Annotated in this window: 16 protein-coding genes; 4 read left to right on the top strand and 12 right to left on the bottom strand. The window is 71.8% G+C overall.

The window, feature by feature from the left end; all coding sequences use genetic code 11:
- Positions 1-12: 12 nt before the first annotated feature.
- Positions 13-1,761, bottom strand: a complete 1,749-nt coding sequence (locus ACIQWG_RS19545; protein ID WP_404097088.1) for a TerD family protein — start codon at positions 1,759-1,761, stop codon at positions 13-15.
- 174 nt (positions 1,762-1,935) lie between these two features.
- A complete protein-coding gene (locus tag ACIQWG_RS19550) occupies positions 1,936-2,532 on the bottom strand; it encodes a M48 family metallopeptidase (RefSeq protein WP_404097091.1) in 597 nt (198 codons plus the stop codon).
- A gap of 390 nt (positions 2,533-2,922) precedes the next feature.
- On the opposite strand from ACIQWG_RS19550, the gene ACIQWG_RS19555 reads away from it, so the two are divergent.
- Both ACIQWG_RS19555 and ACIQWG_RS19560 read left to right on the top strand, forming a co-directional pair.
- Positions 2,923-4,077, top strand: coding sequence for a ThiF family adenylyltransferase (locus tag ACIQWG_RS19555; RefSeq protein WP_404097094.1), 1,155 nt, complete (start codon positions 2,923-2,925; stop codon positions 4,075-4,077).
- On the top strand, positions 4,070-5,437 hold the full coding sequence (locus tag ACIQWG_RS19560) for an ABC1 kinase family protein (protein WP_404097097.1): 1,368 nt from the start codon (positions 4,070-4,072) through the stop codon (positions 5,435-5,437). The genes ACIQWG_RS19555 and ACIQWG_RS19560 overlap by 8 nt, the downstream gene beginning before the upstream one ends.
- A gap of 70 nt (positions 5,438-5,507) precedes the next feature.
- Here the strand turns inward: ACIQWG_RS19560 and ACIQWG_RS19565 are convergent, their stop codons facing one another.
- The 5 genes from ACIQWG_RS19565 to ACIQWG_RS19585 all read right to left on the bottom strand — a co-directional run bounded on the left by ACIQWG_RS19565 (position 5,508) and on the right by ACIQWG_RS19585 (position 9,502).
- A complete protein-coding gene (locus ACIQWG_RS19565) occupies positions 5,508-5,717 on the bottom strand; it encodes a hypothetical protein (protein ID WP_404097100.1) in 210 nt (69 codons plus the stop codon).
- A 147-nt stretch (positions 5,718-5,864) separates the two neighbouring features.
- Entirely contained in the window at positions 5,865-6,188 is a 324-nt protein-coding gene (locus ACIQWG_RS19570; protein ID WP_404097103.1) for a hypothetical protein, read from the bottom strand.
- Positions 6,185-6,553, bottom strand: a complete 369-nt coding sequence (locus ACIQWG_RS19575; protein WP_109496206.1) for a WhiB family transcriptional regulator — start codon at positions 6,551-6,553, stop codon at positions 6,185-6,187. Before ACIQWG_RS19575 ends, ACIQWG_RS19570 begins: the two co-directional genes overlap by 4 nt.
- A gap of 174 nt (positions 6,554-6,727) precedes the next feature.
- Entirely contained in the window at positions 6,728-7,054 is a 327-nt protein-coding gene (locus ACIQWG_RS19580) for a hypothetical protein (RefSeq protein ID WP_404097107.1), read from the bottom strand.
- 165 nt (positions 7,055-7,219) lie between these two features.
- Positions 7,220-9,502, bottom strand: coding sequence for an ATP-dependent DNA helicase UvrD2 (locus tag ACIQWG_RS19585; protein WP_404097110.1), 2,283 nt, complete (start codon positions 9,500-9,502; stop codon positions 7,220-7,222).
- Positions 9,503-9,589: 87 nt separating this feature from the next.
- On the opposite strand from ACIQWG_RS19585, the gene ACIQWG_RS19590 reads away from it, so the two are divergent.
- Positions 9,590-9,832 (top strand): mycoredoxin, encoded by a 243-nt coding sequence (locus ACIQWG_RS19590; RefSeq protein ID WP_404097113.1) that lies wholly within the window; start codon positions 9,590-9,592, stop codon positions 9,830-9,832.
- 132 nt (positions 9,833-9,964) lie between these two features.
- Here the strand turns inward: ACIQWG_RS19590 and nudC are convergent, their stop codons facing one another.
- From nudC to ACIQWG_RS19615, 5 genes are all read right to left on the bottom strand, one after another.
- A complete protein-coding gene (gene nudC / locus ACIQWG_RS19595) occupies positions 9,965-10,909 on the bottom strand; it encodes an NAD(+) diphosphatase (protein ID WP_404097116.1) in 945 nt (314 codons plus the stop codon).
- Between the two features lie 156 nt (positions 10,910-11,065).
- A complete protein-coding gene (locus ACIQWG_RS19600; RefSeq protein ID WP_404097119.1) occupies positions 11,066-12,469 on the bottom strand; it encodes a dipeptidase in 1,404 nt (467 codons plus the stop codon).
- 10 nt (positions 12,470-12,479) lie between these two features.
- The gene (locus ACIQWG_RS19605) at positions 12,480-16,073 is read right to left on the bottom strand and encodes a UvrD-helicase domain-containing protein (protein ID WP_404097122.1); all 3,594 of its coding nucleotides are present in this window, start codon (positions 16,071-16,073) and stop codon (positions 12,480-12,482) included.
- A gap of 114 nt (positions 16,074-16,187) precedes the next feature.
- Entirely contained in the window at positions 16,188-19,766 is a 3,579-nt protein-coding gene (locus ACIQWG_RS19610) for a UvrD-helicase domain-containing protein (RefSeq protein WP_404097124.1), read from the bottom strand.
- A gap of 255 nt (positions 19,767-20,021) precedes the next feature.
- Entirely contained in the window at positions 20,022-20,429 is a 408-nt protein-coding gene (locus ACIQWG_RS19615) for an MGMT family protein (protein WP_404097128.1), read from the bottom strand.
- A gap of 186 nt (positions 20,430-20,615) precedes the next feature.
- On the opposite strand from ACIQWG_RS19615, the gene ACIQWG_RS19620 reads away from it, so the two are divergent.
- Positions 20,616-23,411 carry a YbhN family protein gene (locus ACIQWG_RS19620; RefSeq protein WP_404097131.1) on the top strand — a complete coding sequence of 932 codons (2,796 nt, stop codon included), beginning with the start codon at positions 20,616-20,618 and terminating at the stop codon, positions 23,409-23,411.
- Positions 23,412-23,599 lie beyond the last annotated feature (188 nt).

Consider the following 23,599-nt stretch of genomic DNA (forward strand, 5'->3'; position numbering starts at 1 on the left):
ACGGGCTCTCCCTCAGATCTCGTACGGCTGGACGACGATGAAGTTCCCCGGCGCGCCCCGGAACTGTAGGTTCACGCTCTCGCCGGTGTCGCCGGGATAGGCGTTGCGGCGCATGCGCACCTGGCTGGAGACGACCACCTGGGCGGCGGACGACCAGGCGACGACGGCGTTGCAGTCGGCGAACGTCGTGGGCGTGACCGGCAGCACGACGGGCGTGCCGTGCGTCTTGACGACGATCGTGCCGGTGCCCGTGAACTGCATCGTGAACAGCGCGCCACCGGGAATGCCGTGGCCCTCGATACGGCGGACCTCGTACTGGAGGCCCTCGTCGAAGGCGAGGACGTTCTCGGCGGAGACGCAGATGCCGTCGCCCTGGAGCTCGATGGGGTGCAGCATCGTGGAGTTCTCGGCGAGGAACACCTGGCCCTGGCCGGTGCAGCGCATCAGCTGCATCTCCTGGCCGGTCGCGTTGCCCACGATCCGCCCGGAGAAGCCGGCGCCCTTGTAGCTGAAGTCGACCTTGCCCTGGTAGAGCACCATGCTGCCCTGTCGGGCGAGCACGGGCTGACCGCCGATACCGAGGTCGACCCGGACGAGCTTCTTGTTCTGCTGCGTCCAGCGCTGACCGGTGGGCGTCTCCTTGAACTGCTGGAGCGCGGCGGCCACACCCGGGCCCTGAGGCGCACCCTGCGGGGCGCCCTGGGGAGCTCCGTACGGGGCCTGCTGGCCCGGGACCTGGCCGTAGGGCGGCTGCTGACCGTAGCCCGGGGGCGGGGTCGGCTGGCCGTAACCGGGCGGCGGGGGTGGGGCCTGCGGGTGACCGTAGCCGGGAGGCGGCGGGGCGGTCGGCGCGGGTGCCTGGGCCTGGCCGTACGGCGCCTGCTGACCGGGCTGGCCGTAAGGCGGCTGCTGGCCCGGCTGGCCATAGGGCGCGGGTGCCGGGGCGGGGGGCGGCGGGGCTCCGCCGGGCGGTGTCATGGGCGCGACGATCGTCGGCTGGGCATGCACCGAGGGCGCGGGCGCCGGGGACGGCGGCGGCGGGGTGGAACCCGGGGGCGGCGCGAAGCCCTGCGCGGCGGGCTGCGGCGCGGGGGCCGGAGCGGGCGCGGGCGCGGGGGCCGGAGCGCCGAACGCGGGAGGCGCGGCGGGCGCGGGCGCGGCGGTCTGCGCGGGCGGGGCGAAGCCGGGTGTGGCTCCGGTTTGCGGCTGCTGCGGGGCGGCGGGCGTCTCCTCCTCGGCGACCTCGCCGCCGAAGTTCTTCAGCAGCGCGTCCAGACCGCCGTCGAAGCCCTGTCCGACGGCGGCGAAACGCCACACGTCCTTCAGGTAGAAGTCACCCAGCATCACGGCGCGTTCGGTGGTGAACTCCGTGCCGTTGAAGGCGTACCGGGCCACCTCCTCGCCACCGGCGACGATGCGGATGTATCCGGGGCCGATCTGCGACATCTGTCCGGCGCCGTCGAGCGTCGCCGTGAAGGACAGCTTCTGGATCTGCGGGGGGATCTTGTCGAGCGTGACCCGGAAGGACTCCGTGTCGCCCGCCTGGGCACCGAGGAGCTGAATGGACTCCTCCGGGGACTTCGGCTGGTTGAAGAAGACGAAATAGCGGTCGTCCGAAAGCCGTTCGTCGGCGTCGAGACCGAAGCAGCTGATGTCGAAGGTCAGCCCTGGGGCGCCGATCTGTACCCCTACGTACAGATCCGTGCCCGGCGTGAGGTCACTGATCTTGGCCTTGTGGCCGCGTTGGAATTCCCTGGCCATGCGTAACGACCGTCCCCCATCCCGAATACGAGTGCGTCGCGTCAGGCTAACGGCAAACTCCGACATCGGACGAAGCCGGTACAGACCCGGTACACAACCCGCGCCCAACCGAACGGAATCAGCGACTCCGGGATGCCTCGGCGCGGGACGGGTGCCGACGCGGGCTCCTCGGGCTCATTCGCCGCGCGCGCTCGGCAGATGCGGCAACCGCTCGGCGGCGACGACCCCTTCGAGATACCCCTTGGCCCGCTCGGTACGGGGATAGGGCTCCAGCAGCCGCCAGAAGCGCGGCCCGTGTCCGGGCACCAGGAGATGCGCGAGTTCGTGCAGGAGGACGTAGTCGACGACGTACTCGGGCATGCCCTGCAACCGGTGCGACAGACGGATGCTGCCCTCGGCCGGGGTGCACGAGCCCCAACGGGTGTTCTGGTTGGTGACCCAGCGCACCGAGTTGGGCCGGGCGCGGCCGTCCAGGTACTGACCCGACAGCCGCTCGGCTCGCTCGGCCAGCTCGGCGTCGCCGAGGACCCGCTTGCTCTCCTGGGCGGCCAGCTTGTCCAGCATGACGTTCACCCAGCGCTGCTCCTCGGCCTCGGACATCCGGGCGGGGATGAGCACGACGGTGCGATCGCCCTCGCGGTACGCCGAGACCGTCCGGCGGCGCCGGGCGCTCCTGCGGACCTCGATCGCGCTCGCCCCCGTGCCGCTCGGCGGCTGGCTCGTCGTACTGCGCTGTGGCGTTCCGGCGCGGTGCAGTGGGTCGGCGGACACGCCCCGACGTTACCCGTTGCACATGAAGGAAGTCCCGACTCCGGGACGGTTCGATCCCGATCCCCCACCATGCGTTTGATTTGTACGACGAATATCCACCGCCTGTGGACAACTTTCGGCACCGGAGACCGCGTTTGGGCATGCTGGCAGTCGCGGGCGGAGCTTCGACCGAGCTCCGCCGCAACGAACACGGGGATGTTCCACGACGGCTACGGGGGTCTGCTCATGCGTATGACAGATGCGGCGATTTCAGATGAATCGTCAGCTTCACCGACACAGCCCCCACCAACACCTCCATCTCCATCTCCATCTCCGACGACTCCCCGCGCTCCTCAGATCAAGCCTGCGCTGAAACGCGGCTGGCGCTACCTCAACACCGTGCAATTCGGGATGACTCCGGCGCATGCGCTGACACTGGGTCCGATGGACACGGCTACGGGCAGTTTCCTCGATCTGCTCAACGGCACCCGGGGACTTGAGTTGTTGCGCGAGGAGGGGCGCCGGATGGATCTGCCGGACGGCCATGTCGACAGGCTGGTCCGCCGACTCGCCGGGGCCGGCCTTCTGGACGACGCAAAAGCGGGCGGCCCGGCGGGCGACGCCCTGCGGCACAAGAAGGACGTCCTGGACCGCCTGCGCCCCGACCTGGCGTCGCTGTCCTTGACCACGTCCGAACCGGGCGAGGCGATGGACCGTCTGATCGCCCGCCGCTCTCTGCGCGTACAGGTCAGGGGCGCCGGCCGGGTGGGTGCCATGGTGGCCTCACTGCTGTCGGCCGCGGGCGTCGGCGACATCGATGTGCGGGACGTCGGCCGGGTCGAACCGTGGGACGTGGCGCCGGGCGGGCTGCCCGCGGAGTCGGTCGGCGACCGCAGGGACGAGGCCGCGCGCCGGGCCGCCCGTCACCGTGCACCCGACCGCCCACAGCGTCGCGGACCCCACTCACCGCCCGGAGAGGAGGGGACCGGCCACTCGCTGGTGATCATCGCGCCCCGGGACGACGTTGCCGTGCACGCCCCTTCCCCGTCCGCCGCCCAGCCCCTGATCACGTCCGGCACCCCTCACCTGTACGCGGGTGTCGTGGAGGGAACCGGTGTGGTCGGCCCTCTCGTCCTGCCCGGTGAGACCGCCTGCGCCGGCTGCCTGCACGAGGGCCGCACCGACCGGGATCCGGCCTGGCCCCGTCTGGTGGCACAGTGGAGCTCGGGCTCCGGAAGGCCACGCGAGGTCCGGCCCTGCGATCTCACCCTGGCCACCACGGTCGCCGGACTGGCGGCAGCCCACGCCCTCACCTTTCTGGACGGTCGGATTCCGTCGAGCGCGGGTGCACGCTGGGAAGTAGCCCTACCCGGTCTGAGCTGGCATTCCCGGCCGGTGTGGGCACATCCGGCATGCTTGTGCCGCGCCGCGAACAAAGGTGAGGGAGAACACCCCTCCGAGGAAGCGGAGTCGCGCGAGACAATGGCGGAGCAAGGGCCGTCGAAGGAGTCGTGCCGTAAGGCAGACACGGAGCGGTCGGCTGGGACCTGGAGGGCGCATGTCTGATCTTCCTCGCAAGGCGGTCACCCGTACCGCCAAGCTCGCCGCGCTTCCGCTCGGCTTCGCCGGGCGGGCGACCTGGGGACTCGGCAAGCGGATCGTCGGCGAGTCCGCCGAGCTCGTCGGCCGCGAATTGCAGCAGCGCACCGCTGAGCAGATGTTCAAGGTGCTCGGCGAGCTCAAGGGCGGCGCGATGAAGTTCGGCCAGGCCCTGTCCGTCTTCGAGTCGGCCCTGCCCGAGGAGATCGCCGGCCCCTACCGCGCGGCGCTCACGAAGCTTCAGGAGGCGGCACCGCCGATGCCGACGCGCACCGTGCACTCGGTGCTCGCGGAGCGGCTCGGCGAGGACTGGCAGGACCTGTTCCTGGAGTTCGAGGACAAGCCGTCCGCGGCCGCCTCGATCGGCCAGGTGCATCGCGGGGTGTGGCACGACGGCCGTGAGGTGGCCGTCAAGGTGCAGTACCCGGGAGCCGGCGAGGCCCTCCTGTCCGACCTGAACCAATTGAGCCGTTTTGCTCGACTCTTGGGTCCGCTGATTCCCGGCATGGACATCAAGCCGCTGATCACGGAGCTCAAGGACCGGGTCTCCGAGGAGTTGGACTACGGCCTGGAGGCCCAGGCCCAGCAGGCCCATGCGGACGAGTTCGCCGACGATCCGGATGTCCTGGTGCCGGCCGTGGTCCATCAGTGCGAGCAGGTCCTGGTCACGGAGTGGATCGACGGCATCCCGCTCTCGGAGGTGATCTCCGACGGCACCCAGGAGCAGCGTGACCGTGCCGGCCAGCTCCTGGCCCGCTTCCTCTTCTCCGGTCCCGCCCGCACGGGCCTGCTGCACGCCGACCCGCACCCGGGGAACTTCCGGCTCCTGCCCGGCGACCCCGACGGCAAGGAGGACTGGCGGCTGGGTGTCCTGGACTTCGGCACGGTCGACCGCCTCCCGGGCGGCCTGCCGAGCCCGATCGGCGACTCCCTGCGCATGACCCTGGACGGCGACGCGGAATCCGTCTACGAGCTCCTCTGCGCCGAGGGCTTCGTCAAGGAGTCCATCGACCTGGACCCCGACGCCGTCCTCGACTACCTCCTGCCGATCATCGAACCGGCCCAGGTCGACGAGTTCACCTTCACCCGCGGCTGGATGCGCAGCCAGGCCGGCCGCGTGGCCGACCCCCGCTCCCCGGCCTACCAACTGGGCAAGCAGCTCAATCTGCCTCCGGCGTACCTCCTTATCCACCGGGTGACTCTGAGCACGATCGGTGTCCTGTGCCAGCTGGGCGCGACGGTACGCATGCGCGCGGAACTGGAGGAGTGGCTGCCGGGCTTCATGCCGGACGAGCCGACGGAGGAGGGGGCGGCGGCGGAGGCTTGAGCCGGCCCCGGCTGTGCGGGCCCGGTCGAGAGGCGGGGCGAGGGGAGCCTCCGAGGAGGAACAGCGGCCCCTACCACCAGGCGGAGTCCAACCGCCCCTCGATCGCCCTGAGGTTCTCCCGGGAACAGGTGTCACAGAAGTAGCGGCGGGTGCCGTTCTCCACGGAGTAGGTCCAGGTGGGCTGCGGGGCCCGGGCCTCGGCGCCGCAGCGGGCGCACACGAGGGTCTGGGGCTCTGCGGCGGAGCCGCCGCTGTCACTGCCTCCGGAAAGACTCGTCACTCGGCGACGATATCGCCGCCGCTCGCCGATCGCCGGACGCAACGCACCTCGGGGGCCGGTCCGTTCGATCGGACCGGCCCCCGAGGGTGTGTACCGCGCCTCCCTCGGCGGGAGGCAATCGCCTGATGGCGAGGTCGGTTACTGCGGTTACTGCATGACCGCCATGGCAAGCGCACGGCGAGCGCGGAGCGAGGCGCGCTCGGCTCGGCGCTGCATCCGGCGGGCGGCCGCCAGGCGCACAGCCTGGCGTTCCTGCTCCGCCTCGCGCTGTCGATCGTGCATATGCGCACGTGCCAGGGCTTCTTGGATGAGTTGCATCTCTCGGTTCCTGTTCTGACGCGAGTCGTTCGCGCCACTGGTGGTGAAGTCTTCAGGCGCGGAGCCTGCGAGTTCGTTGGTGGACGGCTTCATCGGGGCCTGCTTCTGGGGGTCGTGCGTGAGGGGACGGTCGATCGTGCCTACGGTGTTCATGCCGTGACCGGGTTCTTGCGCGGGCGACCACGGGGCCGCTTCCGGGCGACGACAACACCCTGGACGAACAGCTCGCCACCCCAGACGCCCCAGGGCTCACGCCGCTCCTTGGCACCGGCGAGGCAGGCCTCGATCAGCGGGCAGGTGCGGCAGAGGGACTTGGCGTACTCGACGTCCGCCGGCGACTCGGCGAAGAAGACCTCCGGGTCGTAGGAGCGGCAGGGGACGGGTACGCCGAGGTTCTCGATGGCGTCGTCGAGCGCGGTGAGCGCCGTGAGGGGGGTCAAGGTGGAGTCCTCCGTGAGACCGGGCTTGGGGATCGCGTCTGAGGGCGGTACGGACGGGGCGTGCGCTTCGAGTTGCACGGTTCGTCTTCCTCGTCTTTTCGTTCCGGTCCGGTGGGACCGGGTGGCGGTTGGTACCGGGTTTTGCCTTGTCCCGAGGCCCCTTCGCTCCGTCATCCCCGTTCGGGGACAAACAGAAGGGCCGCGGATCCCGGATGGGGTTCCGCGGCCCTGAAGGCGCCGGCCTGATCACTGTCAGGCTGGATCACTCCAGGGTTCTGGCCCACGGAAGGCCCACATCTGGTGGTGCTGCGTCGTCTGCTTCCGGCTTCCGGCACCGGTCGCCGTAAAGGCATAGGCCTTGGCCTGTGCCACTACTGCCGCTTCCAGTGCCTTGGTCGGTCGCTCATTGCGCTCACGGACGGGAAGACCCGCCAGAGACACGGAGGACGCCGGACGGACGGCACGAATGCCGGACAGACCGGTGCCCGGGTTCGAGGTGCCGAGCATGCACAGGGAGGCGACGACCGAGCGATCGGTCATTTTGACGGTGCTGATGGTGCTGGCGTTGATGCTGATCACTGGACTCGCCTCCTCTCGGCGTCTCGGGGGACTGGGGTGAGCCAGTCCGACGGGTATGCAAGTAGAACACGGAATTGGGGCCTCCGAGAAGGCCTCCGTTCCCGTGGATAAGAACCTATGGGGATTGCTGGGGCATGCGCAAACTATTTTTTCGACGAGTTCGTATCACTCGTCGTCCGCGCCCGCCCCAAGCGCCTGGCCTGCGCAGATGGCCAGCACATCGGCTCCGTAGCGGTCGAGCTTGCGCTTGAGGACGCCGGGGATGCGGGAGAGCTCAACCGGACTGGTCGGCTCCGTCTCGGCGATCGCCATCAGGGTCCGGTCCGTGAAGACGCAGAACTCCGGCTGTCCGCTGAGCTTCGCCTGCACTCCGCGCCATTCGCGGAGGCGTTCGTAGAGGCCCTCGTCCATGTCGGAGGGGCAGTCCTCGCAGCGCATCAGCTTCATCTCACCCGCCTCGGTGAGCGTGCGCCCGCAGACGCGGCAGCGCGCCGGGGTGCGCTGGGTCCGGCGCGGGGCGGCTTCCGGTCTGCTGGTGAAACCGCGCTCGACGCCGCCCGGGCCACCGGCGGCGGCTCGTCCCGCGGCGGTCGCCGAGCCGGGGCGCAGTCCGTCGAGGAAGCGGCTGGGGCGGCGGTTGGGGCGGCCGCCAGGTGCGCGGGTGAGCGCCCAGGAGACGTGGAGATGCTGCCGGGCACGGGTGACACCGACGTAGAGGAGGCGGCGCTCCTCCTCGATCTGTTCGTCGGTCTTCGCGTAGGTGATCGGCATCATGCCCTCGGCGACGCCGACCAGGAAGACGACGTCCCATTCCAGCCCCTTGGCCGAGTGCAGGGAGGCGAGGGTGACGCCTTGGACGGTCGGGGCGTGCTGGGCGTTCGCGCGCTCGTCGAGCTCGGCGACGAGGTCGGCGAGGGTGGCGCCGGGCTTGGCGACGGCGAAGTCCTGGGCGAGGTTCACCAGGGCCGCCAGTGACTCCCAGCGCTCTCTGACGGCACCGGAACCGGCCGGCGGCTGGGTCGTCCAGCCCTCTCCGGACAGGACGGCACGGACCTGGGAGGGCAGGTCGACGACGTCGTCGAGGAGGGCGTCGTTGCCGCCGAAGCGGGCCGCGCCGCGCAGGGCGATGCTCGCCTTGCGCACCTCGGGACGGTCGAAGAACCGCTCGGCGCCGCGCAACTGGTAGGGGACGCCCACGTCGGCGAGGGCCTGCTCGTAGGTCTCGGACTGGGAGTTCGTACGGAACAGGATGGCGATCTCGCCGGCCGGGACGCCGGAGTCGATGAGTTCGCGGATACGGCGTGCGGCGCCCTCGGCCTCGGCGGGCTCGTCGGTGTGCTCGGTGTAGACGGGTTCGGGGCCCGGGGCGCGCTGGGAGATCAGTTCCAGGCGGTGGTCCGCGGCGCGTCCGCTGGCCTGGGCGAGGAGGCCGTTGGCGAGGTGGACGACCTGGGGGGTGGAGCGATAGTCGCGGACCAGCTTCACGACGGTGGCCCCGGGGTGGCGGGTGCGGAAGTCGAGGAGGTGGTCGGGGGTCGCTCCGGTGAACGAGTAGATCGTCTGGCTCGCGTCGCCGACCACGCACAGGTTGTCCCGGTCGCCGAGCCAGAGCTCCAGCAGACGCTGCTGGAGCGGGCTGACGTCCTGGTACTCGTCGACCACGAAGTGCTGGTACTGGGAGCGGACCTGATCGGCGATGTCGTGCCGGTCCTGGAGGACGGCGACGGTGAGCAGCAGGACGTCCTCGAAGTCGATGACCGAGCGGCTTCGCTTGAGGTCCTCGTAGATGTTGTAGATCTGGGCGATCTCAGCCGGGTCGCGGGGGGCGTCGCGGCCCGCTCGGGCGGAGGCGAGCGGGTAGTCGGCGGGGACGGTCTGGGTGACCTTGGACCACTCGATCTCTGCCGTGACGTCCCGCAGTTCATTGCGGTCCAGGCGGATGTGGCAGGCGGCTGCCGCGTCGGCGACGAGTTGGACCTTGCGGTCGACGATGCGGGGCAGGGAGCCGCCGATCGCTTTCGGCCAGAAGTACTGGAGCTGGCGCAGGGCGGCGGAGTGGAACGTACGGGCCTGGACTCCGACGGCGCCGAGCTGGCGCAGCCGGCCGCGCATCTCTCCGGCGGCGCGGTTGGTGAAGGTGACGGCGAGCACGCTGGAGGGCTGGAGGATGCCGGCGCGCACCCCGTAGGCGATGCGGTGGGTGATCGCCCGGGTCTTGCCGGTGCCGGCGCCCGCGAGTACGCACACCGGTCCGTGCAGGGCGGTGGCGACCTCGCGCTGCTCGGGGTCGAGCCCTTCGAGCACCGCGTCGGCCGAGTCCGGTGCCTGCGGGAAGAGGGTGGAGTGCGTTGCTGCTGTCACACGGCCATGCTGCCAGGTCGCCGGAGGCGGCTGTGCCGGTTGTCCACAGGCAGGCACCGATAGTCGTACCAATGCGGCAGGCGTCATGTGGGCGGGCGGGAATGGCGGGCAGGTCGCGTACGTTCCCCCTCTGGACGACCTGTTCCGCCGAGCTATCAGAGGAGCGCGCGAGACATGCAGGGCACTGTGACGATGTACAGCACCACCTGGTGCGGCTACTGCCAGCGGCTGAAGAAGCAGCTGGACCGCGAGGGCATCGCGTACACGGAGATCAACATCGAGCAGGACCCCGAGTCCGCGGTGTTCGTCGAGAAGGCGAATGGCGGAAACCAGACGGTCCCGACCGTGCTCTTCGCCGACGGTTCGACGCTGACGAACCCGTCGCTGGCGCAGGTCAAGCAGAAGATCGGCGCCTGACCGCAGCGCGCGTGCGGTTCTCGGAAGGCGGCCCCTGAAGCGGTTCAGGGGCCGCCTTCTTTTTGTGCGGTCGGCGAGACGGCGCGGTGGTGGACGCGGTGCTCGCGGTACGGGCCGGGCGTGCCCGACCTCTCAGACGAAGCTCCTCGTCGGCAGAGGCTTTCCGTACCAGAGTTCGATCAGGCGCGCCGCGATCGAGATGCCGTAGGGCGGCAGAACCTCGCCGGAGTCGAAGGCGGTGCGCAGTTCCTCGCGGGAGAACCAGCGGGCCTCGTGGATCTCGTCGCCGTCGACCTCGACCTCGGTGGACGTGGCACGGGCCATGAAGCCCAGCATGAGGCTGGACGGGAACGGCCAGGGCTGGCTGGCGACGTACTCGACCTGGCCGACGGTGATACCGGCCTCCTCGTAGACCTCGCGGCGGACCGCCTGCTCGATGGACTCACCGGGCTCGACGAAGCCGGCGAGCGTCGAGAAGCGGCCCTCGGGCCAGTGGACCTGGCGGCCGAGGAGGATGCGATCGTCCTCGTCGGTGACAGCCATGATCACCGCGGGGTCGGTGCGCGGGTAGTGCTCGGCGCCGCAGGCGGGGCAGCGCCGGATGTGGCCGGCCGCGGCGATCACGGTGCGCTCGCCGCAGCGGGAGCAGAAACGGTGGGTGCGCTGCCAGTTCTCCAGGCCGACGGCGTGCACCATCAGGCCGACGTCGCGCGGCGACAGCAGCAGGCCCGCCTCGCGCAGACCGGCCGGGCGCGCGGACTGGTCGATGCGGCCGGGCAGCGCGTCCTTCTGAAGGGCGAAGTAGCTGACGCCGTCCTCGTCGATGCCGAGGAAGTAGCGATGTGCCTCGGTGAGCGGGGCCTCGAAGGAGGGGGTCATGACGAGCTCGGTGCGCCCGTCCGCCGTCTCGTCGATGAGGACCTGACCGCCGGAGACCACGAAGCAACGGGTCGTGGGGTGGCTCCACGCCGCCGCGAGCCATGCCTCGTCGAGCCGGTGGTGGGCTGCGCGGTCGATGCCGCTCGGGGCGGTGAGCGAGATGGGTCGGTCGGCGGTGTGGTCGGTCCAGGTGGTCACGGGTGCTTCCAACTCCCCCAGTGGAACGGTGTGCTTCGGCGGGTGGATCGGCGGGACGTGGGACGGGAGGCGACCTGGTCCGGCGGGGTCTGGCGGTGCGGGGCGGTGTCTCCAGTGTGCCCCGCGCGCGATGCCCCTCCGGACGGGCCGGGTGTCTCAGGGTGCATGGCGCCAGTTCGCCGCCAGGTCGCCCCACAGGTAGGCGGTGGTCTCGACGCCTTTGAGGAGCAGGTCCAGCTCGACCTTCTCGTTCGGGGCGTGCCAGCCGTCGGAGGGGACGGAGATGCCGAGGAAGAGCACGGGTGCGCCGAGAACGTCCTGGAGGTCGGCGGCGGGGCCCGAACCGCCTTCGCGCGTGAAGCGGACGGGGCCCTCGAAGGCTCGGCCCATGGCACGTACGACGGATTGCAGGGCGGGGTGGTCCAGTGGCGTCAGGCACGGGCGCGTGGCGCCACTGAAGGTGATCTCGCAGCGGATCCCGGCGGGAACCTGGTCGGCGGCCCAGGCGTGGACGGCCTTCTCGATGTGGTCGGGGTCCTGCCCGGCGACCAGCCGGAAGGAGAGCTTCACCATGGCCGAGGACGGGATGATCGTCTTGCTGCCGGGGCCCTGGTAGCCGCCTCCGATGCCGTTGACCTCGGCGGTGGGCCGGGCCCAGATGCGCTCCAGGGTGGTGTGACCGGCCTCGCCGTGGGTGGCGTACGACTTGGCGGTGCGCAGCCACCTCGCCTCGTCGAACGGCAGCTCGGCGAAGAGTTCGCGCTCGCGGTCGGTCAGTTCGACCACGCCGTCGTAGAAGCCGGGGATCGCCACGCGCGCGTGCTCGTCGTGCAGAGCGGCGACCAGGCGGGCGGCCGCGGTGGCCGGGTTGGGGACGGCACCGCCGAAGGAGCCGGAGTGGATGTCCTGGTCGGGGCCCTGAAGCCGGATCTCGCACTCGGCGAGGCCACGCATGCCGGTGCAGACGGTGGGGGTGTCCTCGGACCACATGCCGGTGTCGGACACGATCACGGCGTCGGCCGCGAGCCGCTGCGCCTCGGCCTCGACGAGAGCGCGGAAGTGCGGGGAGCCGGATTCCTCCTCGCCCTCGATCAGCAGCTTCAGGTTGACGGCGGGGGCGGTGCGGCCGGTGGTGGCGAGGTGGGTGCGCACGCCGAGTGTGTGGAAGAACACCTGGCCCTTGTCGTCGGCCGCCCCGCGCCCGTAGAGACGCCCGTCACGGACGACCGGCTCGAAGGGCTCGCTGTCCCAGCCGTCCTCGCGGGCGGCGGGCTGCACGTCATGGTGGCCGTAGACGAGGATCGTGGGTGCGTCGGGGTCGTCAGAGGGCCATTCGGCGAAGACGGCGGGCGCTCCCTGCGTGGGCCAGACCTCAACGGTCGGGAAGCCGGTCTCCTGGAGCCTGGCGGCGAGCCAGTCGGCGCTGCGGCGTACATCGGGCGCGTGGTCGGGCTGGGCCGACACGGACGGAATACGCAGCCACTCGGCGAGGTCGTCGAGGAAGGCGGCGCGATGCTGCTCGATGTACTGACGGACGGCGCTGTCCGGAGTCTGGCTCATGGTCACGAGCCTATCGGCCCGCACCGACATCCCGGTTGGGCGGTTCCTCACAGTTCACCTCGGCGACCGGCTCCTCGGTCAGCAGCCGCTCCAGCGCCGACCGGTCCGGCAGATCGTCCGGGCGTACGACCTCGCCGCTGCGGACGTAGAGGAACGCCGCGTCGACCGACTCCAGGGGTACGCCCTGCTGCTCGGCCCAGGCGAGCCGGTACAGGGCGAGCTGGAGCGGGTCGGCGGTACGCGCGCGGTTGGTCTTCCAGTCCACGATCTCGTACGTCGCCCCGTCCCCGTCGCCTTCCTTGTAGACGGCGTCGATACGGCCCCGTACGACGCGGCCGGCGATCGAGAGCTGGAACGGGGCCTCGACCCGGTACGGCGTGCGGTGCGCGTATGCGCTGCGTTCGAAGGCGTCCTTGAGGGCCTCCAGGTCGCGCTCGTCGGCGATCTCGGCCTCGCTGCCGGGCAGGTCGTCCGGCTCCAGCATGGGCAGCGTCAGCTCTTCGAAGCGCGCCTCCACCCAGGCGTGGAACCGGGTGCCTCGGCGTGCGGCGGGTTGTGAGGGGCGCGGCATGGGGCGCGCGAGTTCCTGCGCGAATCCGTCCGGGTCGGCGGCGAGGCGCAGCAGCTGCGACGCGGTGAGCGACGCGGGCAGGGGTACATCGGTGATGCTCGCGCGGGCGCGCAGCAGCTCCCCGGTGAGCGCGTCGAGGTCGCGGTCCCAGGAGGAGACGGTGCGGGCCTCCTCGGGAGTCAGGGGTTCCGGTTCTGTCGGGTGAGGGCGCGCGGGTCGCTCGGCCGGGGGCTCCGGGGAGGTCGCCTGGTGCGGGATGGTCGGGCGGTCGGTCGTCCAGGAGTCCCAGTCGTCCGGGTCATCCGGGTCGCCCGGGGCGTCGACGAAGGGCCGGTCGGCTTCGGGCGCACGGTCGATCTCCGGCGCAGGGTCGGCCTCGGGCGCACCGTCGTCCCCGAAGGGATCGCCGGCCTCGTGGATGGCGTCGGCGAACGGTTCGTCGTCGTCCGGCGGCGGAGGCCAGTCCGGGTCGTCGTAGCTGTCCGGGTCGTGGGTCGCGGCGGGGTGGGCGTCCTCGTGGGAGCCGAGGCTCTCCAGGCGGGCCAGGTGGGACAGCACCGTCTCGGCGGCCGCTCGGCGCCGGGCGAGGGCGGCGGCGTCGAGCGGCAGCGGCCACACCTGGTCGGCGCTCTCCCGGTGCAGGGCCGGGTTCTCCTCGTCCTCGCCCGGCTCGTCGGCCCACGCCTCGATCTCGCCGTGTCCGGCCACGCAGTGGTCGTACAGGGCCCGCAGGAAGTCGGAGGGGCCGCGCGGCTTCTTCTGGCTGGGGCCCCACCAGTGGCCGGAGCCGAGGAGCAGGGAGCGGGGCCGGGTGAAGGTGACGTAGCCCAGGCGGAGTTCCTCGGTGTGCTGGTGGTCCTTCATGGCCTCATGGAAGGCCTTCAGACCGCGCGAGTCCCAGGAGGCGACGTCGGGGAGCGTGTCGGCGTCGCCGCGCAGCTCGTGCGGGAGCACCTTGGCCTGGGCGGTCCACTTCTCACGGCCCTGGGTGCTGGGGAAGGTGCCGGTGACCAGGCCGGGGACGGCGACCACGTCCCACTCCAGGCCCTTGGACTTGTGGGCGGTGAGCACCTTGACGGTGTTCTCGCCGCCGGGCAGGGCGTTGTCGAGGCCCTTCTCGTACTGGGCGGCGGTGCGCAGGAAGCCGAGGAAGGCGAGCAGGGTCGCCTCGTTGTCACCGGCGGCGAACGAGGCGGCGATGTCGAGGAAGTTGGACAGGGTCTCGCGGCGGCGGGCGGCCAGCGCGTGCGGGGACGCCGACAGCTCCACCTCCAGGCCGGTGACCGCGAGGACACGGTGGAGGACGTCCATCAGCGGGTCGGACAGGGAGCGGCGCAGGTCCCGCAGTTCCGTGGCCAGCCGTGCGAACCGTACGCGCGCGTCCGGCGAGAAGGGCAGCGCGTCGTCGTCACCGCCGCCGTCCAGCGGTGTCTCCAGGAACGTGTCGAGGGCGTCCGCGAGCGAGATCACCTCGGCCGGGTCGACCCCCTCGACGGCCTCGGCGAGCCTGCGGTCCGGGTCGTCGTCGCCGTCCACGCGCGCGTGGGACACCAGCAGCCGCGCGCGTCGCCCCAGCAGGGCGAGGTCGCGCGGGCCGATGCGCCAGCGCGGGCCGGTGAGCAGCCGGACCAGGGAGGCGTTGGCGCCCGGGTCCTGGAGGACCTCGCAGACCGCGACCAGGTCGGCGACCTCGGGCAGATGCAGCAGCCCGGACAGGCCGACCACCTCGACCGGGATGTCCCGGGCGACCAGCGCGCCCTGGATCTCGGCGAAGTCGGTCGCCGTACGGCACAGGACGGCGATCTCGCCGGGGGCGGTGCCCGTGCGCACCAGATGGGCAATGGAGTCGGCGAGCCACTCCATCTCCTCGTCGTGCGTGGGCAGCAGTGCGCAGCGCACCGTGCCGTCGCGTTCGGCGCCAGGCGTGGGGCGCAGGGCCTCCACGCCCGCGTGCATGGCGCGCAGGGGCTCCGCGAGGTCGTTGGCGAGGTCGAGGAGTCGGCCGCCGCTGCGGCGGTTCTCGCTGAGCGCCTGGCGGGTGGCGGGGCGGCCGCCGGGGTGGGCGAAGTGCTCGGGGAAGTCGTCGAGGTTGGCGACGGAGGCGCCGCGCCAGCCGTAGATCGCCTGGCAGGGGTCGCCGACTGCGGTCACGGGGTGTCCGGTGCCGTCGCCGAACAGGCCCGCCAGAAGGACGCGTTGGGCGACGGACGTGTCCTGGTACTCGTCGAGGAGGACCACGCGGAACTCGTCGCGCAGGACGCGGCCCACTTCGGGGATTCCGGCGAGCTGCGCGGAGAGGGCGATCTGGTCACCGAAGTCGAGAAGGTCGCGCTCGCGTTTGGCGGCGCGGTAGCGCACCACCAGCTCGGCGAGTTCACGGCGTGCGGCGGCCGTCTCGGGAACCTTGCGCAGATCGGCGTTGGTGAGCCTGGCGGCCTGAAGGGTGAGCAACAGTTCCGCGTCGTGCGCGCGCAGGGCCTCGGGGCGGACCAGGTGCTCGGCGAGTTCGGCGTCGAGGTTGAGCAGGTCGCTGACCAGGTCGGCGAAGGAGCGGGTGAGGGCCGGGTAGGGGCCGGGGGCCTCGCGGAGCACGCGTGCGGCGAGTTGGAAGCGGGTGGCGTCGGCGAGGAGGCGGGAGGTCGGTTCGAGGCCGATGCGCAGACCGTGGTCGGTCAGCAGGCGGCCCGCGAAGGCGTGGTACGTGGAGATCACCGGCTCGCCCGGCGGGTTGTCCGGGTCGATGACGTCGGGGTCCGTGACGCCGGCCTTGACGAGGGCCTTGCGGACGCGTTCGGCGAGTTCTCCGGCGGCCTTGTTGGTGAAGGTCAGGCCGAGGACCTGTTCGGGGGCGACCTGGCCGGTGCCGACCAGCCACACCACGCGGGCCGCCATCACCGTCGTCTTGCCCGACCCGGCTCCGGCCACGATCACCTGCGGGGCGGGCGACGCGACGATGCACGCCGTCTGCTCCGGGGTGAACGGAATCCCGAGGAGCTCCTTGAGCTGCTCGGGATCGGTGATACGGGCGGACACATCGAAGAGGCTATCGGCGAGCACTGACAGTGGCTGCCGACCAGGCCTTCCGCTGGGGAGAGGCGCAGGTCAGCGAGGGTGGTGTGATCGATCACTGCGGCGGTTGACGAGGTGTCACTCGATCACGTGACGGCCCTCGGGCTGTGCGCTGCACGACGCCCGGAACGCGCAGTGCGCGCAGTGCTGGCCCGCGCTGGGGGCGAACCGCTCGTCGAGGACCTTGCCCGCGGCCGTGGCCAGCAGATCGCCGACCCACTCCCCCTCGGGGCCTTCCAGGGCCTGCTGCCCCTGCACCTTGGGCAGGGTCTCGCCGCCGTCCCGTTTGGCGGCGCCCTGGCGGAGTTGGACGAGTTCGGCGCCGCCGGGCTCGGGGTGCACGCCGTCGAAGGCATCGTCGACCGCGCCCTCCCGGACGGCGAGCTGATAGACGGCGAGCTGCGGATGGCGGGCCACCTCGGCCGCGCTCGGTGCCTGCTTGCCGGTCTTGAAGTCGACGACGTAGGCGCGTCCTTCGCCGTCGGCCTCGACGCGGTCCATCTGGCCGCGGATGCGCACTTCGAATTCACCGGCTTCAAGGGTCACGTCGAAGTCGTGCTCGCTCGCCACCGGAGTACGGCCCGCGCGGTCCATCACGTGCCACTTCAGGAAGCGTTCGAGCGCCACGCGCGCGTTGTCCTTCTCCTGCGCCGACTTCCACGGCGCGTCGAAGGCGAGCGCGTTCCACACGGAGTCGAGGCGCTCCATGAGGACGGCCAGGTCGCCGGGGGTGTGCCCGGAGGCGACCTCGTCGGCGAGGACGTGCACCACGTTGCCGAAGCCCTGGGCGGCGGTGGCGGGTGCGTCGGCCTTCACCTCACGGCCCAGGAACCATTGCAGGGCGCAGGTGTTGGCCAGCTGGTCAAGGGCGCTGCCGGAGAGCACGACAGGCTGGTCGCGGTTGCGCAGCGGCACCTTGGACTCGGTCGGCTCGAACATGCCCCACCAGCGGTAGGGGTGCGCGGCGGGGACCAGCGGCCGGCCGTCCTCGTCGGCGAGCGCGGCCAGGCGGGCCAGCCGGCGGGCGGCGGCCTCCCTGAGGGTGTCCGACACGCGCGGGTCGACCGTCGTCGCCCTGAGTTCGGCGACCAGCGCGGCGACGGACAGCGGGCGGCGGGGGCGTCCCGTCACGTCCTTCGGTTCGACGCCGAGTTCGGTCAGGAAGCGGGAGGGCTGGTCGCCGTCGTCGGCGGGGGCCTTCACCGCCGTGACGACGAGACGTTCACGCGCGCGGGTGGCGGCGACGTAGAACAGGCGGCGCTCCTCCGCCAGCAGCGCTCCTGGGGTGAGCGGTTCGGCGAGTCCGTCGCGCCCGATGCGGTCGGCCTCCAGCAGGGAGCCCCGGCGCCGCAGGTCGGGCCACAGCCCCTCCTGGACGCCCGCGACGACGACCAGGCGCCACTCCAGGCCCTTCGAGCGGTGCGCGGTCATCAGGCGCACCGCGTCGGGGCGTACGGCACGCCGCGTGAGGGTGTCGGCGGCGATGTCCTCGGCCTCGATCTCCTCAAGGAAGTTCAGCGCGCCCCGGCCGCCGGTGCGCTCCTCCGCGCGGGCCGCCGTCGCGAACAGCGCGCATACGGCGTCCAGGTCGCGGTCCGCGTTGCGTCCGGCGGCGCTGCCGCGGCGGGCGGTCCGCTCCAGTCGCGCGGGCCACGGCGTGCCCTCCCACAGGTCCCACAGCGCCTCCTCGGCCGTACCGCCCCCCGCGAGGCGTTCCCGGGCCTTGCGCAGCAGCGCGCCGAGACGCTGAGCGCCACGCGCGTATGTGGGGTCGTGCACCGCGAGCCGCTCCGGCTCGGCCAGCGCCCGTGCGAGCAGGTCGTCCGAGGGCGGCGGCAAGGCGTTGCCCGCGGCCCGCTCCTCCTCACGCAGGGCCCGCCCGAGGCGGCGAAGGTCGGCGGCGTCCATGCCGGCCAGGGGGGAGGCGAGCAGGGTCAGGGCGGTCTCGGTGTCGAGCCAGGAGTGGGCGGGGTCGACCGCGGCGTCGGGGTCGCCGTCCCGTGCGCTTACGTCCTCTCCGTCGGGCTCACTCCCTACGGCGGCGGAGTCGCCCTCCTGTGCCCCTACGCCCTCCCCGTCCGGCTCACTCCCTACGGCGGCGGGGTCGCCCTCCTGTGCCCCTACGCCCTCCCCGTCCGGCTCACCCCCTACGGCGGCGGAGTCACCCTCCTGTGCCCCTACGCCCTCCCCGTCCGGCTCACCCCCTACGGCGGCGGGGTCACCCTCCCGTGCCCCTACGCCCTCCCCATCGTGCTCACGCCGTACGACCGCCCCGGCCACCGCCCGCAGTGCCGTCAGCAGTGGTGCCACTGCCGGCTCGTGCCGCAGTGGCAGGTCGTCGCCGTCGATGTCGAGCGGCACTCCGGCGGCCGTGAGCGCCCGGCGGACCGTCGGGATGGTGCGCGCGCCCGCACGCACCAGGACGGCCATCTCGCCCCAGGGCACGCCGTCCTCCAGGTGCGCCCTGCGCAGGACGTCGGCGATGTTGTCCAGCTCGGTGCCGGACGTCGGGTACGTGAAGACCTCGACCCGGCCTCCCTCGCGGACCGGGGCGAGCTCTCGGTGGGCGCGTACCTTCTCGGCGGGGAGCCGGGTCAGCGGCATGCGTCGGGTGAGCAGCCGGGTCGCGGCCAGCAGGGCGGCGCCGGAGCGGCGGGAGGTGCGCAGGACCTCGACCGGCGCGGGGCGGCCGTCCGCGCGCGGGAAGGCGTGCGGGAACTCCAGGATGCCGTTCACGTCCGCGCCCCGGAACGCGTAGATCGACTGGTCGGGGTCACCGAAGGCGACCAGGGTGCGGCCGTCGCCGGCGAGGGCGCGCAGCAGCCGTACCTGCGCCGGATCGGTGTCCTGGTACTCGTCGACGTACACGGCGTCGTAGCGAGCGGCGAGTCGTCCGGCGGCCTCGGGGCGACGGGCGAGGAGCACCGCGCGGTGGACGAGTTCGGCGTAGTCGAGCACGCCCTGCATGTCGAGCACGTCGAGGTACTCGGCGAGGAAGGACGCCGCGGCGCGCCAGTCGGGGCGGCCGATGCGGCGGGCGAAGGCGTCCAGGGCGTCGGGCGCGAGGCCCAGCTCGCGGCTGCGGGCAAGAACCGCGCGGACCTCGTCGGCGAAGCCCCGGGTGGTCAGGCAGGCGCGCAGGTCGTCCGGCCAGCGCACATGGGCGAGCCCGAGCCGCTCCAGGTCCGGCTGGCCCGCGAGCAGTTCCCTCACGGTCACGTCCTGCTCGGGTCCGGACAGCAGCCGTAGCGGCTCCGTGAACAGGTCGTTGTCCTGGTGGGCGCGGACCAGGGCGTAGCAGAACGAGTGGAAGGTGGTCGCCTGGGGCGCGCGTGCCGCCCCCATGCGCAGCGCCATACGGTCGCGCAGCTCCACTGCGGCCTTGCGGCTGAACGTCAGCACCAGGATGCGCTCGGGATCACCGCCGCGGGCGATACGCGCCGCCACCGACTCGACCAGCGTGGTGGTCTTGCCGGTGCCCGGACCGGCGAGAACGAGCAGCGGGCCGGCCGCGTGGTCAACCACGGCGCGCTGTGCGGCGTCCAGACGAGGGGGAGCCACCCGGACCGCGGGAGTACGCACCAGCCGGTAAGCGCCACGGGTCCCCTGTCGCACCTGGGGGTGCGACAGGCGCCTGGTGGAGGAAGAGGAGCTCACGTGGTTCGCCGGTCCTGGGGTGTGCTGGTTGGTCGCCCCTCGCGCGTGGAGGGCGGTGGCCGCGGGGTGAGGGGGACGCGTGCAGCCGACGCTACGCCGAGGGCTGACGCGGAAGCAGGGCTTCCGATTCATCCCTCGGGGCACTCGTGCCACGTGCGTCCCTCGACTCACGAACGTACGTCATGCCACGGACGTGCCCCGTTTCCCCCGTACGGATCACAGGTCACACGGCGGGCCGCCGGATGTCGGAAGCTGTCAGGTGTGACCCTGTGCGCGTCCGCCGCCGTCCCATCGCGCCCGCTTCATGTCGAGGCGCGGCAGGTGCCCCTCGGCGGCCCTGCTCGCCTCCTTCAGCGGCGTGCCCTCCGCGCGGTAGTGCTCCATCGCTCTGAGCTCGTGACCGGGCAGCAGGACGCCGTCGGAGCGGACCACCCGCCACCACGGAACTGCTCCCCCGTAGAGGGCCATGACCCGGCCGACCTGCCGCGGCCCGCCCTCTTCCAGCCATTCGGCGACATCGCCGTACGTCATGACGCGCCCCGACGGGATCAGCTCGGCGACCTCGAGGACCCGCTCGGCGTACTCCGGCAGCGCGTCCGCGTACTCCGGACGGGCGTCGTCGTACGGCGGACGACCGTGGTCGGGAAGGCTCTCCTCACTCATCCGCCCCATCCTGCCCCACCCCACCGACAATGTGACGAACTCGCCACTGTGCGTATCCCTCGCCCTGAGGCGGCGCTTCGGGCAGACTGTGCGCCCCCGCGTTTGCACCCTGATGCCCCCGTGTGTCGGTGGAGCATGCCACCATCGTGCGGGCGGTGACTGGTGATACGAGATCAAGAAGAGACGATGAAGCAGCAGGGTGCACACCCGGAGGGCGCGGAGAGCACCTCTGACGCTTCGTCGCGCCCTGGCACCGCGAACGCCGGCGAGAAAGACCCCGGCGAGGGCGACGGCGGCAGGAAGCACGAGCTCAGGAAGGGCGCCGACACCACCGAGGCGGGCCGCAAGGCCGTCGAGGGGAAGGCCGCGGACGACCTCGAACTCGACGAGGTCCACGTCGACGAGGTCGAGGGCGACGAACCGCTGCTCCCCGCGCGCGTGCACCGTCCGTCCGACCTGATGCGGCTCCTCGTGGGCGTGCTGGGCATCGCCCTGCTGCTCGCGATCGCCGCGTTCGCGCACGGGACGACCTCGGGCCTCGAACAGGACATCAACAAGGGCACCGGGCAGGCGCCCGACGTGTTCAGCAAGATGGCCGGTCTGGTGTCCAGCATCGCGATCCTGCTGGTGCCGGTGGCCTTCGCGATCGAGCGGTTGATCAAGCGGGACGGGCTGCGCATCGCCGACGGTGTCCTCGCGGCCGTCCTCGCGCACGGTGTGACGCTCGCCACGGACCTGTGGGTCGCGCGGGCCGCGCCGGACTCCATCCGGGACGCGCTCACCCAGCCCTCACCCGGCGACGTCGGCTCGCTCACCGACCCCGTGCACGGCTATCTCGCGCCGGTCATCGCGTACATGACGGCCGTGGGCATGTCCCGCAGACCCCGCTGGCGTGCGGTCCTGTGGGCGGTCCTGGTCCTGTACGCCTTCTCCATGCTGGTCACCGGCTACACCACGCCCTTCTCGATCATCCTGACGCTGCTGATCGGCTGGACCGTCGCCTACGGCACGCTGTACGCGGTCGGCTCCCCCAACGTGCGCCCCACCGGACGGACGCTCATGGCGGGCCTCAGGCACGTCGGCTTCCGCCCGGTGACCGCGGCCCGCGAGGAGGTCTCCGAGGAGAGCGGCGACCGCGGCCGGCGCTACTTCGTCACCCTCGAGGAAGGTCCGCCGCTGGACGTCACGGTGGTGGACCGGGAGCAGCAGGCACAGGGCTTCTTCTACCGCGCGTGGCGCAATCTGACCCTGCGCGGCTTCGCCACCCGCAGCAGCCTCCAGTCGCTGCGCCAGGCCCTGGAGCAGGAGGCGCTGCTGGCCTACGCCGCCATCGCGGCCGGCGCCAACGCGCCCAAACTGATCGCCACCTCCGAGCTCGGCCCGGACGCCGTGATGCTGGTCTACGAGCACACCGGCGGCCACACCCTGGACTCGCTGTCGGACGAGGAGATCACCGACGACCTGCTGAGCGGCACCTGGCGCCAGGTCAAGGCCTTGCAGTCGCGGCGCATCGCACACCGCAGGCTGGTGGGTGACGCGATTCTGGTGGATCGTTCCGGCAAGGTGATCATCACCGACCTGCGGATCGGCGAGATCGCGGCCAACAGTCTGCTGCTGCGCATGGACATCTCCCAGCTGCTGGTGACGCTCGGCCTGCGCGTCGGCGCCGAGCGCGCGGTGGCCTCGGCGGTGGGCGTGCTCGGACCCGACGCCGTGGCCGACTGTCTGCCGATGCTCCAGCCCATCGCGCTGAGCCGCTCCACGCGCGCGACGCTGCGCAGACTCGCGCGCGAGCGCGCCCAGCGCGAGCGTGAAGCGGTGCTGGAGGCGTCCCGGCAGGCCAAGCACGCCCGCAGCGAGGAGGCCGCCGAGGAGGACGGGGCCGCCCTCGACAAGCCGGACAAGAAGACCGTACGGGCGCAGGCGCGGGCCGAGAAGCGGGCCATCGACGAGGCAGTGGACGACGCCCGCGAGGAGGATCTGCTCACACAGATCCGCCACGCGGTGCTCCGCATCAGGCCGCAGGCCCCGGTCGAGCCGGCCCGTCTGGAGCGGGTGCGGCCGCGCACGCTGATCAGCCTCATCGCCGGTGCCATCGGCGCGTACTTCCTGCTGACGCAGCTCACGCACATCGAGTTCGGGCCGCTCGTCGCCAACGCGCAGTGGGGTTGGGTGGCCGCGGCGGTGCTGTTCTCGGCGGCCAGCTACTTCGCCGCGGCGATGGCTCTGCTCGGGTTCGTGCCCGAGCGGGTGCCGTGGCGGCGGACCGTGGCGGCACAGGTCGCCGGGTCGTTCGTGAAGATCGTCGCGCCGGCCGCGGTCGGTGGCGTCGCCCTCAACACGCGTTTCCTCCAGCGTGCGGGAGTGCGGCCGGGACTCGCGGTGGCGAGCGTCGGCGCGTCACAGCTGTTCGGGCTGGGCTGCCACATCCTGATGCTGCTGGCCTTCGGCTATCTGACGGGGACAGAGAAGACGCCGTCGCTGTCGCCGTCCCGGACCGTCATCGCGGGTCTGCTGACGGTGGCGGTGCTGGTGCTCGTGGTGACGTCGGTGCCGTTCCTGCGGAAGTTCGTCGTCACGCGCGTGAGGTCGCTGTTCGCCGGGGTCGTGCCGCGCATGCTCGATGTGCTGCAACGGCCGCAGAAGCTCGTCACCGGCATCGGCGGCATGCTGCTGCTGACCGCCTGCTTCGTGATGTGCCTGGACGCCTCCATCCGGGCGTTCGGCAGCGAGGGCACCTCGATCAGCATCGCCAGCGTGGCCGTCGTGTTCCTCGCGGGCAACGCTCTCGGCTCCGCGGCCCCGACTCCGGGCGGTGTGGGAGCCGTGGAGGCGACCTTGACCGTCGGTCTGATCGCCGTGGGCCTGCCCAGCGAGGTCGCCGCGCCCTCCGTGCTGCTGTTCCGACTGTTGACACTGTGGCTGCCGGTGCTGCCGGGCTGGCTGGCCTTCAACCACCTGACCCGCAAGGGCGCGCTGTAGCGCACGGGGCCTGGGGAAGACCGCCAGGCGCTCGGAAGACCGCCAGGCGCTCGGAGGACCGCGAGTCGTACGCGAGACCGCGAGGCCTACGCAGGACCGCGAGGCCTACGCAGGACCGCGAGGCCTACGCAAGACAGTGGGGCTTGTCGTACGGAGCGCAGGACGCCGTACGTTGTAGGGGCACGAAA

It is taken from the genome of Streptomyces sp. NPDC098781, assembly GCF_044759995.1.
In the GTDB taxonomy this organism is placed as follows: Bacteria; Actinomycetota; Actinomycetes; order Streptomycetales; family Streptomycetaceae; genus Streptomyces.

What these genes read in the sequence shown, in the direction of transcription:
- ACIQWG_RS19590 (WP_404097113.1), top strand. Translation starts at nt 9,590, where the DNA reads ATGCAGGGCACTGTGACGATGTACAGCACCACCTGGTGCGGCTACTGC.
- ACIQWG_RS19570 (WP_404097103.1), bottom strand. Translation starts at nt 6,188, where the DNA reads ATGAACACCGTAGGCACGATCGACCGTCCCCTCACGCACGACCCCCAG.
- ACIQWG_RS19555 (WP_404097094.1), top strand. Translation starts at nt 2,923, where the DNA reads ATGACTCCGGCGCATGCGCTGACACTGGGTCCGATGGACACGGCTACG.
- ACIQWG_RS19560 (WP_404097097.1), top strand. Translation starts at nt 4,070, where the DNA reads ATGTCTGATCTTCCTCGCAAGGCGGTCACCCGTACCGCCAAGCTCGCC.
- ACIQWG_RS19545 (WP_404097088.1), bottom strand. Translation starts at nt 1,761, where the DNA reads ATGGCCAGGGAATTCCAACGCGGCCACAAGGCCAAGATCAGTGACCTC.
- ACIQWG_RS19620 (WP_404097131.1), top strand. Translation starts at nt 20,616, where the DNA reads ATGAAGCAGCAGGGTGCACACCCGGAGGGCGCGGAGAGCACCTCTGAC.
- ACIQWG_RS19600 (WP_404097119.1), bottom strand. Translation starts at nt 12,469, where the DNA reads ATGAGCCAGACTCCGGACAGCGCCGTCCGTCAGTACATCGAGCAGCAT.
- ACIQWG_RS19615 (WP_404097128.1), bottom strand. Translation starts at nt 20,429, where the DNA reads ATGAGTGAGGAGAGCCTTCCCGACCACGGTCGTCCGCCGTACGACGAC.
- ACIQWG_RS19585 (WP_404097110.1), bottom strand. Translation starts at nt 9,502, where the DNA reads ATGACGCCTGCCGCATTGGTACGACTATCGGTGCCTGCCTGTGGACAA.